This window comes from Flavobacterium sp. KACC 22761, from assembly GCF_034058155.1.
In the GTDB taxonomy this organism is placed as follows: domain Bacteria; phylum Bacteroidota; class Bacteroidia; order Flavobacteriales; family Flavobacteriaceae; genus Flavobacterium.
The window spans coordinates 1,712,130-1,724,538 of record NZ_CP139148.1 but is presented as its reverse complement, the minus strand read 5'-3'; the positions used below and the strand labels follow the sequence as shown (position 1 = coordinate 1,724,538).

The 12,409-nt window shown below is 34.5% G+C and carries 10 protein-coding genes; all 10 read right to left on the bottom strand.

The annotated features are described in order from the left end of the window. Positions 1-35: 35 nt before the first annotated feature. Positions 36-728 (bottom strand): hypothetical protein, encoded by a 693-nt coding sequence (locus SCB73_RS07565; RefSeq protein WP_320569455.1) that lies wholly within the window; start codon positions 726-728, stop codon positions 36-38. A gap of 200 nt (positions 729-928) precedes the next feature. After that, on the bottom strand, positions 929-2,125 hold the full coding sequence (locus SCB73_RS07560; protein ID WP_320569454.1) for a C1 family peptidase: 1,197 nt from the start codon (positions 2,123-2,125) through the stop codon (positions 929-931). A gap of 323 nt (positions 2,126-2,448) precedes the next feature. After that, complete coding sequence (locus tag SCB73_RS07555) at positions 2,449-3,651, bottom strand: BamA/TamA family outer membrane protein (protein ID WP_320569453.1); 1,203 nt, start codon at positions 3,649-3,651, stop codon at positions 2,449-2,451. 35 nt (positions 3,652-3,686) lie between these two features. Further along, complete coding sequence (locus SCB73_RS07550; protein ID WP_320569452.1) at positions 3,687-4,664, bottom strand: SphA family protein; 978 nt, start codon at positions 4,662-4,664, stop codon at positions 3,687-3,689. A 72-nt stretch (positions 4,665-4,736) separates the two neighbouring features. Next, complete coding sequence (locus SCB73_RS07545; protein ID WP_320569451.1) at positions 4,737-5,921, bottom strand: helix-turn-helix domain-containing protein; 1,185 nt, start codon at positions 5,919-5,921, stop codon at positions 4,737-4,739. A 142-nt stretch (positions 5,922-6,063) separates the two neighbouring features. Further along, on the bottom strand, positions 6,064-6,645 hold the full coding sequence (locus tag SCB73_RS07540) for a DUF4136 domain-containing protein (protein WP_320569450.1): 582 nt from the start codon (positions 6,643-6,645) through the stop codon (positions 6,064-6,066). 276 nt (positions 6,646-6,921) lie between these two features. Further along, positions 6,922-8,322 (bottom strand): DUF2252 domain-containing protein, encoded by a 1,401-nt coding sequence (locus SCB73_RS07535; RefSeq protein WP_320569449.1) that lies wholly within the window; start codon positions 8,320-8,322, stop codon positions 6,922-6,924. A gap of 168 nt (positions 8,323-8,490) precedes the next feature. Continuing rightward, positions 8,491-9,312, bottom strand: coding sequence for a hypothetical protein (locus tag SCB73_RS07530; RefSeq protein WP_320569448.1), 822 nt, complete (start codon positions 9,310-9,312; stop codon positions 8,491-8,493). Positions 9,313-9,364: 52 nt separating this feature from the next. After that, a complete protein-coding gene (locus SCB73_RS07525; protein ID WP_320569447.1) occupies positions 9,365-10,381 on the bottom strand; it encodes an HAD family hydrolase in 1,017 nt (338 codons plus the stop codon). Between the two features lie 65 nt (positions 10,382-10,446). After that, positions 10,447-12,114, bottom strand: coding sequence for an arylsulfatase (locus SCB73_RS07520; protein WP_320569446.1), 1,668 nt, complete (start codon positions 12,112-12,114; stop codon positions 10,447-10,449). Between the last annotated feature and the right edge of the window lie 295 nt (positions 12,115-12,409).

Sequence of the window (12,409 nt, the reverse complement as noted above, 5' to 3'; positions counted from 1 at the left end):
GCTTATAATGTAAAGTTATTTTTTCATGCTTCTTTTTATTGCTTAGCTACTTTATTGTTTAAGTTTTTACTTTCAAACAAAACCATCATCTCATTTGCTTTTTCTGGCTGATTGATTGCTTTTAATGATTCGGCGTAACGATAATAATAGATTGGATCTAGATTTTTGGTTACTTCAATCAATTCAGCATAATATTTCGCCGCCGATTCCATGTCATCTTCAAAATAGGATTTGTCGGCTACTTTTTTGAGCATATCAGCGTTTTTATAGCCTTTATCGATCACTTTACCATACGTTTTTGAAATATCTATATCAATGTATTTTGCAGTTTCTGCTGGGCGCGCTACTGCAACTTTTACCGGCTCTACTTTTTCGTCAGGAATGTCGATTACCACTTTTGACATCAATGGCACTTCTGTTTGTTTTAATTTAGGCTTTCTGTAAATTGGAGTTACAGTTCTAGTGTTATTTGGGCCCAGATCGTATGTGTTAACCATATCTAGTTTTGAAACTTCATATTTTGTAACTCTTCTGCCAAAAGTCATATTAATTGTTTCTTCAACATAGTAAGCTTCTATAACAAGACCATCATCTGCTTTCTTGTCTGTTTGTACTTGTGCTTTTCCAGCCGCCGCAATAACAGGAGTTTTTGAGGCTGTAAGCTGCGCGAAGCAACTAAAAGGAACAACACAAATAATCGTCACAAAAATTTCTGTATAATTTTTCATGATAACTGGATTAAGTTGTTGTCAATTATAAAAATCTAGTACAAAGGTAGTTATAGTTCGCTTTTTATATTTATTTAACCCACAAACAACCTTAAAAGACGTTTAAATACGGTTTTTAAACATTTTAAGCCAAAAAATGCATAAAAAAAAGCGCCACAATTACTTGTAGCGCTTTTTCTATTTTTAAAATCGGAATAAAATTAAACCCCTAATTTCTTTGCAATCTCAGCAGGAATTCCGCCTTTGTTTACTAATAATGCTGTAGTTTTATATTTTACGAAATTCTTAGTTACAAACAAGAAACCTTTGTAGTCGTTGGTTTCTCCCCAAGAATTTTTCACGATATAATATTCTTTTCCAGTTTGGTCTTTTGCAATACCAATAATATGCATTCCGTGGTCGTCTGTTGTAGTGTAGTTATCAAACGCTGCTTGACGCATTTCTGGAGTAATTTCTGGTTCTGGTTTTGGTCCGTTGAACATGTCTGCTTTTTCTTCAGCGGTCATGTCATCGAATTTTTTCGTTGGAACATAAGCTACACCATTTTTCCAGCTAAAGCTTTTTTCACTAACATCTGTTGCCCAAGCTACTGTATATCCTTTTTTCAAAGCATTATCAATAACATCTGTCATATCATTCAATTTTACATTGTAAACTTGATCCAATGACCAATTGTCTGGCACCATCATCGTCGTTTTTTGGTAGTACGGCGTATTTGTAAACGATGACATTTCTACATAATCATCTGGATTAATTCCCACAACTTCTTTAGCAAAAGATTGCGGTGTATAGTTTTTTCCTTTGTAGTTAAAGTTTTCCGGCACTTTTCCTAAATAAGAATCAATAACTGCAGCGTATGCTTTTTGCCAGTTTGGCGTCAATTCACCATTTGGGTTTTTAACTACTGCTGAAAGCACTCCTTCGATAAGCGCGGCCATTTCAGCAAACTTATTTTTGTCTGTTCCGTAGTTTAATCCTGTGTAAACTTCTCTTGGAACAGTTCCGTATTTTTTATACATATTGATTACATCGTGCAATGCACCACCATCGCCAAGCGTGATCGCACCATGCATACGAACATAATTGATTCCTTTTTCAACATACACATTTCGCGCTGAGTAAATTTGAGACAACTCTACTGGCTGTTTTCCTAAACGAATCATTTCTGACTCTAAAAATGAGTTTGTCGAATAACTCCAGCAAGTTCCCGAAGATCCCTGTGCTTTTACTGATGTTGTCCCTAAGTTAACCACTTCAGTGAATTTAAAGTTCTCTTTACTTTTATCACTTGCATTCAACTTTAATGAATTTACTAAAATGTCTTGCGCAAAACAGCCGCCTACTCCAATCAAAAATGCAGATGCAGCAAAAACTGATTTCATTGTATTTTTATACATAATCAAAAGATTTAAATAAGTTGACTTATCAGTCGTCTAATTTTATTTTTGTTACAAATCAATTAAATATCAGTTAAAAAAACTATTATTTTTTCGTTAATTTTTATACAATATTTTTATTAAGCATTAAAACCTTACAAATAATGTAATCTGTTTTTCTAATTAGATAATTTTTCAATTCAGGTAATTAGGTAATTTTTTCTTAAAATATCACTTTTTTTTAAATGCTTTATAACTGGAAGAAATAAACAACAAACTCCCGACAATAACTGTCGGGAGTTTCACTATTTACTTTGTTACTTTGTTACTTTTATCAAAAAATTTTACCTCATCCAATTGCTTCCAAAAACAATATAATAAGCCCAATCTTCATTTCCTTTTGCAACATCTACTCCCATTCTCAGTTTAAACTTTCGGGCTATTAAATATCTAAAACCTGTTCCGTAACTATAAACGACAGGTTTGGCAAAAGCTTGATCCCAATCATCAAAAGCACTTGCAAGACCGCCAAATCCCATTAAACTCCATCTTCGATACAAATCCCAGCGAAACTCCAGTTCGTTTACAATACTGGTTTTTCCTTGATAACGAGCCGTTGGAATTCCTCGTAAATTAATTCCGGGTCTTAAATAAAAAGGCGGACTCCCAAACGCCTGCTCTCCTTCAATCCTGAGCCCACCTATTAATTTGTCTGTTATTGGATAATAACCTATTGCTGATAAATTGACACGCCAAGAATTATAATCACTTCCGATTCCTTTGTCTGACCAAAAGAAATCTGATTGAATGCGTATTCCCTTATCTGGTGTAAATATATTGTCGCGACCGTCAAATTGAAGCGCTCCTCCTAACTGACTTACCGTACTGTTAATGTCGCCAGGTTTAACAAACGGAGGCGGAAGATTAAAGTCTGGCAAATTTATTTTAGAATTTAAAAACAAATATTGCGGGCCAGCACTCCATTTTGCATTTTTAAATTGCTTTAACCATTGTGTATAAAAAATGCTAGACCTAAAATTTAGTTTGAATTCCTGATCATTTCCAGAAGGCAAATTATTAGCATAGAAAGACAAATTAATGTCTCCGTAAGCCGCTGCGACACGATATAATATTTTTGGTTTTATTAATGTTGCCGAACGAAAAGCCCCTGCCATCCAGCTATTATTGGCCGTGTACATTCCGAGTCCTCCCGTTATATCTGGATTTATAAAACGTTTTTTTCCGTCTTCATCTATTACTGGAGCATGTTTCTTAAGAAAAATAGGTGCCAAAGCTCCTCCAAATCCTCCTAAAGCCGGTTCAGAAATAATAGCAGGAACTACAAGAAATCCATTTGCGTAGATCAGGAAATTACTTAAATCGACAGCGCCATCAAGAGAATCTTTAAAACGCATATTTTTGGGCGTTTGTGCTGTTGTTGCTGTTGTTGTCTGCGAAAACATTCCGGTATAGGACAAGAGAAACACAGCGATAATTAATCTCGTTTTCCAAATACTAATTCGATCAAAAAGAGCCTTTTTCTTCATTGCAAAATATGTTTTACCTGTAAATAGAAAATTAATTATTTCGGTTGTTCTTTTTGAAAACTAAATACATGCGCAAGTGTTACAAAAAAAGTATTTCCCTGAAATCTGTTAACAGCTCCAATCTCTGAAACCCAGCGCAGTCCTGCTGTCGTTTTACACCCAATATGAAAATAATTTACCTCAGCGCCCAAAGCTCCAACTCTGTCTTTATGCGGCTCCAAAAGCAACGTGCCTGCCGGTATTTCATCATTTGATACTTTATACTGTAGATAATATATTAATCCCGCATTAAAAATTCCAGTTGGCGCAGTTTTCTCGGCGTTCATCGTATAAAAAGTTTTGCCTAAACCTCCTTCGATACTTAAAATATCTCCCGTTTTTATGTTAGTATCTTTCTTTTTGCCATTGATTTCATAAGCGGCCAAAATCGAGAAATGAGTTGTTTTTTTGTCATTAAAAAACAAAGTCGTTCCTCCTGAAAATTCGTTCATGAACATTCCCAATCCGCTGTTGTCACTGCCTCCGAACTCATATTTTCCGGTAGGAAGATACAATTGATAACTAAAAACAAAATCTGCTCTTTTATGATGCCAGCCTAATTGAATGGGCTGTACAAGCATGTCAGTAAAAGCAAAAGAACTTTTTGAATCTACATAACTTCCTTGAATCGTATTTGATGCAAAAGCTACCAAAAGAGTCGCCCCATAATTTGCTCCAAGAATCTTAAAATCAGTCACATAATTTGCACCCACACCAGTTAAAAACATATTAATATCTGGATTTGCGATAGATTTGTCTCCATCAGCATTCCTTAAAGAACCTGCTTCATAAAAATATCCAGGCACATATACGGTCAGCATATTTTCTGGAGCCTGCGTTCCTGACTGCAATCCAGAAGAACCAAGGATGTGCCCTCCTTTAAGTTGTGCATTTCCCGAAAAACACATCATTAAGATTGAAAATACAATACCTGATTTCTGGATTTTTCTATACTGATCTAATTTCGTTTTCATTGTTTTAATATTTTAAATTAATTAGGCTTGACATTATGTCTATAAACTAATTCAATCAGTTTGAATAGGATTTCAGATAATTTGTATGCGTTTTTCTGGATTCATTCTGGTCACTTTAAAATATTCTGAAGGTGATTTTCCGGTGTGTTTGATAAAAGCTCTAAAGCAAGTTGTTCTCGATTTAAAGCCAGATCCCCAAGCCATTCCTTCAAGAGAAAGGTCTTTCCATTCTGGATCGTTAATTTTTTCTTTGAAATATTCAATTCTTTTCAAGTTTACGTAGTCTTGAAAATGAAGTCCAAATTCAGAATTTATTAAATTCGAAAGATGGTGCACCGATATTCCTGTTTCGTCAGCAATATCTCTGATGACCAAATCTTTTTTAAGGAAAAGTTCTTTTGATGCAAAAATTTCTTCCAATTGTTGCACGTATTGTTGTTTTTTTTCGATTGTTAGATCTTTTACAATCGGCAACACATTTTTTGCTTCATTTTCTTGTATTAGCAATAATTTTTCTTCGATAATTTCAAGGTTATCGTTAATCTCATTTGTGCCTGAATCATAAAATATATTAGGATTAAAGTAAAGCCAACCCACTGTGAAGATCAGCACAAATGAAATTAAAACATAACAAGACAAATCAACGGTATAAACGCTGCTTACTAAAAAATAATGCACAAAAAGTGCTGAAAACATAAACAATATCATCAAATTATAAACTCGTATCCAGTTTAAAATTTTTGTTCGGTTTAAATGATTTTTTTTGAATTTTTCTAAATCATAATTTAAAACCATCATGGTTTGGCAAAATGCATAAATAAGCCAAATCGACAAGCTTAACATTGAAAATGGGCTTTTGATTTTATCTGAAATGCTTTGTGCCAATGGAAAATCAGCAAAATTTCCAATCCAAACGCAAAATGTCAATCCAAAATAAACAAGGAAAGGCACAAAATGAAGCCAATCATATTTTTGAAAGATACGTTCTGTAAACAATAAATTTCGGATATACAGAAAAGCACAAGGCGCTACCAAAAACATAAAAGATTTCGTGATCATAAAGAAATCGGGGAAAAAACTAAGCACGTTTGCCGACAAATAAAAATTATATACACTGACAACAGCTAGGCTAAACAAAAACAGTCCTAAAAAGAAACTCTTGGAATAATTTTTTTTAGAAAACAACACCATGAATGATGTTGCAAGACCTATCATTGTAGCCATAAAAAAGAAAAGAGAGAGTACTATATCAAGCATATATTAGTTGTTTTAATAAATTAATAATTGCCCTTTCTCTTAAAAATTTAAAAGAAAGTAATGTACCATAACCGATAAAGCAATACTTATCTGGAAACGACCAGATAAGTATTTTGGCTTTTTATAGAAATAAATTTATAAGTTATTTTTTAGCGAGACCTGGGGGAAAGCCTTCTAAGATTTTCTTAATTGCACCAGCAATAAATTCTTCTGGATTGTCTGGTTTGCTGTCAATTTGAGCATTTCCAATTCCTTGCCAAACCAATTTTTGTGTTTTAGTAGAAACAATATCAATTACAAGCGAACCATCAACATAATCGTATGAATTAAATGTTGTAGTACCACCGCCCATCATAGCGCCACCGCCCCAATATCCGTATGGGCGATACATTCCGCCATAGCCATAAAAATTAGTATCGGCTGTAACTTGAGTTTTGTTTTTTAATATAGAAACTGCATTTACTTTTAAATCTGGATTATCAGAAGATTCGACAAATCCTTTGGCAGTCATTTCAGCACGAATGGCTTTTGCAACACGATCCACATTTAATTGATTTACTTGACCTTCTTGAGCTTTCAAATCATATACTGTAAAAGTTTTGTATTGACTGAAATTGGCTGCGTGATCATAATCAGTGGTGACTTTTACAGTAGGAGAACAACTGTAAAATAATCCCAATAAAACTAACGGAATTAGGTGAAGATTTGTTCTTTTAATATTCATTGTTGTGGTATTTAAATTAATAATTAAATTAGTTTAACTTGAATGTATTAAAATCAAAATAAATCTTTGGGGCATTAAAGCAATGTAAATTCAGTGTTAAATTAACACAAAGTACTATTAAACAACACTTTAATATAACCTAAAGGTATATTATTTTCTTTAATTAACATAGTTTATTGCAAAAAATCTTACTTATGATGTCTAATGAATTTCATCTCTGAAGTTTTGATTTTTTAAAATCTCTTTTATTTAATTTGAACCTGTAAGTTTCGTCAATTATACTTCTGCTGAAATTGGCAATCGGCCATCTTTAACAGCTTCGACCATTTTATTGTAATCCAATTCATTTTGATGTGCGTATAACATCGAAAATTTAGCAATTGCATTGGCAAACTCATTGTTATTTCCAATGTAACCTGATAAAATCGACGGGTCGCCAGATCGTGCATGTGCCCTTGCGAGTGCCCATCCGCAGGCTTTTGCGTAATCTTCCATGTTTTCAGATTTCATAATTTCAATGACCGGTTTTATTTTAGCATCGCGAAGCTGACGGATATAAAAATACTTTCCTTTATCATCATTAGTCCAGCCTAAAAACATATCTGGGGCTGATTGCATTAATTTTTGTCCCATTACAATTCGCTCGCCTTGATGCGAATATTTAGCCTTGATTTTTACATTTGATTCTAACACGCTTTTTCTAGCTTCTTTAAATTGCAAAAAAATAGGCTCTCCTGTTGCCGACATTAATAAACTGATACCACAAAGCGTTCCTACGCTTCCTACACCTACAACTTTTATGGCAAAATCATGCATTGTATATCGGCTCAATAATATCTGTTTGTCTTCTGGCAATGATTCGACATATCTTTTGTGAACCTGTTTGGCTTCTCGCATTGCATAACTAACTTCATCTCTAGATGGATGATAAATCAAGGGCGGATCATCTTTTATTTTGGCACGAGTTCCATCTAAATACGTCATTTTTGCAAATTCTTTTTCATGAGCGATAGATTCGGCTGCCTTTTTTATTCGTTTCTGCTGAAATTCTTTCAATTCTTCATCTTTTCCAAGATCAATAAGCTCCGTTAAGTCAATATCAGCATACCAGATTTGAAGTGCCGATAATTTACTATAATCCAGCATATGTCTTTTATAACTATCGGCAACATGCCATGCGAATGCTTTGCAGTCTTTTGTTGAAAATTTTCGCCATTTTCCGGCTATTGCAAAACTTGTTGCCAGTCTTTTTACATCCCATTCCCAAGGTCCTTGAAATGTTTCATCAAAATCGTTAATATCAAAAACCAACTTGCGTTCTGGAGTTGCAAAACCGCCAAAATTCATTAAATGACAATCGCCGCAAAGCTGTAAATTCACTCCTGTATTTGGTGTATTGACTAAATCTGCCGCCATTATTGCCGCAGCACCTCTAAAAAAAGCAAAAGGCGATTCAATCATTCTTCTATATCGAATAGGAAGTAAATCTTCAATTCTTCCAATACTGGTTTTTAATAAAATAGTTACTGGATCTTCACGATCGTCAGGAGGTGTCCATTCCTGATGTGAAGAACGAGGCACTTCTTTCCTGATCGCCGCACCATTGTCATAGCGTTCTGCTTTTGATGCTAATCGATCAAAAAAACTTTCGGCACTATCTGTTTCATTTTCTGCCATTCGAGTGATTTATTTTACTTCTGTTAAATCTCCCATTTTCCAAGTTTTCCTTTTGGAGCTGTCGGAACCCAATTTGATTCTTTTTCAGCTGGAGCTATTCCACCAAAATAAATAGCTACAGAGCCATAAGTATTTTTTTTTGCGAGAGATATTTAAGCTAAGCTAAAGTTATTGCGGAAATATAAACGCTACCACTGCTCTTAAGCCCCAATCTGGTCTTATGTTTGAATGGCCAACAACAGGAATTAAAGGCATAACTGCAAATTGCATCGTCTGACCTCCTAATTTTGTAATTGCACCAACATTTGGACTAACAGTAATTAGTGTTGTATTTCCTTGCCAATTCTGAGTAATTTCTGAAGTAATCCCTAAACTTGCACCGCTTTTATAACTATGCGTTAAGAATATTTGCGTGTAAAACTGATTAAAATCAGCACGATCAGCATTTCCTGCAACAGACCAAATTTGATTGGCCAAAAAACCTATAGAAAGTCCTTTTCCTTGATGCATGACCAAAACGCTGGGTCCAATTCCGAATTTTTCTGTTCCTAAAAGTTTTTCTGTCGCAGTTGGCACTAAAAAAGCAGGACCAGCTCCGAGGATAATTCCTTTAGTTTTAGGAGCAAAAAAAGCGGTTACGGTTGCATCGCTCAATCCAAACTCATGTGTGTTTTCTCCTGTCACATCCTGCTGATCTACGACTGGAAGTATATAACGCGTAATTAAATTCAGATTTTCACTTAATTTAAAAGGAACAACGGGCTGTATATTAATCTGATATTTTGATCCGTTATAAGCACCAATTCCATAAGTAAGATTATTTTGCAACGGAACACTAATTAAACTTGCCACAGGATTTGCCATTTTGTCAGCAAGTTCCTGAGCACTCGCTCCTGCTTTCTCTTCTTGTGCGAAAGCTGAAAAATTTAAAAGAATTAAAAATATACTGAATAAAAATTTTGCTGCGAAATATATTCTAGTGCGGTTCATAATAATTCTTTTAAAGATTTATAATAGGCTTTGATTTCTGATGAAACTCCAATTATTTATCGGCAAAAACTTTTTTCCAGTCGTCCTTCATGCTTACAACATGATATTTGTATTTTGCAGCAGTGTTTAACGAAAGATTATCTTTTTCCTGATAATTGTATTCTCTTATAGAATCGTTATGGTTTACAATTAACTGAAAAGATGGATATTTGCTTCCCGAAGAATATCTCAACATGGCAAGATCTCCTGCCCCGCCTTCGTTTCCGCAGGCAAAAATAGGACGTTGTCCAATTTCTAATTGTATTGCAACAGGTTTTCCTTCTTTATCATTAAAATGATTTAAAGCCGGTTCTCTTACCACTGCATTTTTAGCATCGTCAAATTTGTATTTGAAAGAAGTTCCAACAACCTGATCTTTTGGAATTCCGTAAAAATCCGGAGCTATAGCACGTACAAATTCAACCGTTCCTCCAGTTACAATAAAAGTTTTGAAACCATTTGCACGCAAATAATTTAAAAGCTCTAATTGTGGCTGGTATCTGATTTGTTTTAATGGAACATTTTTTCCAGGATATGTTGCACCAGCATAAAAGTCTTTGGCCGAAGTTTCAAATTCATCTTCTGTCATTCCGGTGTGTGTTGCCGCAACTAGCTCAACAAGTGCTTTGTCTCCTCCTTTTTCAAAATAGGTTTTGTCTTTTTCGATAACCGCTTTAAAAGGTTGCTTTTTTGCTAATTCAGGATTTGCTTCGACCATTTTTTTAACTCGGTAAAAAGCAAATAATTCTTGAGCAAGAGGTTTTTCGGCCCAAAGTGTTCCATCATTATCAAAAGTGGCAATTCTATTTTCTACTGGAATAAAATCTGGACTTCCTTCTTTAGTTACTTTTTCAACGTAAGCAATAATGTCTTTTTTTAAAGGGCCGTCGTTCCAGCTTGGCAATGGGTCGCCACTTGTTGCAACCGTGGACGTACTGTCTTTTGGAGTTACAGCAGTGTTCTCTTCTGATTTTTTGCAGGATACAAATAAAAAAAGAAGCATTGAGATTAGTACTATTTTTTTATACATAACAAATATTATTAGTGAAAAGAAACAGGACTTTTTATGTCCTGTTTCTTTTAATTATTTCTATTTTATTTTTTCTTTTTTGGAGCGTCTTGTGCTTCTTCTTTTAACTTAGGAAGAACGTTTTGCTCAATATACTTTTGCGCCTTGATATCTTTCATTGCTTCTTCCATAATAGTATAAGCAGAGAAACTTGGCGGTATTGATCTTGGTGGATAATCTTTAAATGTTTGGGCAAATACACCAACATCATATATAGCACCATACACCATCTGAACATGATTCATTACCCAATCCCAGTACGTATTTGAGGTTATATCGGCTCTCTCAAATGGGTCTTGATATAGATTGAATATTTTCTGCAAACGCAATTTAGTAAAAGGCTCACCCCAAACTCCCAATGTTCCCTGCATGCGCTGTTCTGCAAAAACATATTTATAATCTCCTTCTCTTAGACCAACCAAAAGACCATCATCATCTGTATAGAAGAATTTATCTCTGGCACTTTTTTGCGTTTTGCCTCTTAAAAAATTACTTTGATCAAAACCATCTAAATGTACTTTGTATGATTTTCCGTTTGCAGAATAGCCCTTTAAAAGTTTATTAACTAAATCTGGTTCACCGGCAATTGAAGCCAGAGTTGGCATCCAGTCGTTATGACTCATTAATTCGTTAGTAAGGGTTCCTGGTTTAATAACACCTGGCCATCGCACAATACAAGGCACACGGAAAGCTCCTTCCCAGTTCGTGTTTTTTTCTGAACGGAATGGTGTCATTGCCGCATCAGGCCATGTATTCATATGAGGACCATTATCTGTCGAATAAACCACAATAGTGTTGTCAGCAATTCCTAGATCATCTAATGCTTTTAAAATACTTCCGATCGTTTCGTCATGTTCAATCATACCGTCAATATATTCACTGTCTCCATGTGTATATCTGCCCCTGTGTTCTGCTCTAACGTGTGTTCGAAGGTGCATACGAGTAGCATTAAACCAGCAGAAAAATGGTTTTCCAGCTGCAACTTGCCTTTTGATGTAATCAATTGCTGCTGCAGAAGTTTCGTCATCTATGGTTTCCATTCTTTTTTTAGTAAGCGCTCCTGTATCTTCGATTTTTTGTTTTCCAACTCTTCCAAAACGTGGGTCAGTTGTTGCATCATCAACATTTGTTGCAGTACATTTTAAAACTCCTCTTGGTCCAAATTTTTTCAAATATTCTGGATCTTTAGGATAATCTGGCAATTCTGGTTCTTCTTCTGCATTTAAGTGATACAGATTTCCAAAGAATTCATCAAAACCATTCACTGTTGGCAGATTTTCATTGCGATCTCCAACGTGATTTTTACCAAACTGACCTGTAGCATAACCAAGGCTTTTCATAATTCCTCCAATAGAAGGATCTAACTGACTAATTCCCATCGGCGCTCCTGGATAACCTACTTTTGTAAGTCCGGTTCTAAGACCATGTTGTCCTGTTAAAAAAGCGGCACGTCCTGCGGTACAGCTCTGCTCCCCATAATAATGAAGAAAACGAAGTCCTTCATTAGCTAAACGATCAATATTTGGGGTTGTATAACCCATTACTCCATCACTGTAAGCACTAATATTGGTAGTTCCAATATCATCACCCCATAGTATTAAAATATTAGGTTTTTTTTGAGCATTCACCTGAACAACCGTGAAGCATACTAATGCAAAAAGCATTATGGCATTTCTAAGTTTACTTTGTTTCATGGCAATAAAGTTTATTTATATAATTGTTTTAATAGTCGCATTTACAAATAACAAAGTGCTTGAGCTTTTTCCAATAAAAACCATTAACAAAAATCCTTGTTTTCAAATTTTACTTTAATTAAAGATTTATGGAATTTGAAAACAAGAATTTTCTTAATTTTTATTTAAGCAACTCAAAATTAACTAATAAAAAAACTGTCCGTTGCATTTTAAAGCCATGAGATGGTTTCATTTTATAAAATGAAACGTTAAAAAAGAAAAATTCAACTATTTGTTATAGCATTTAACAAAATTT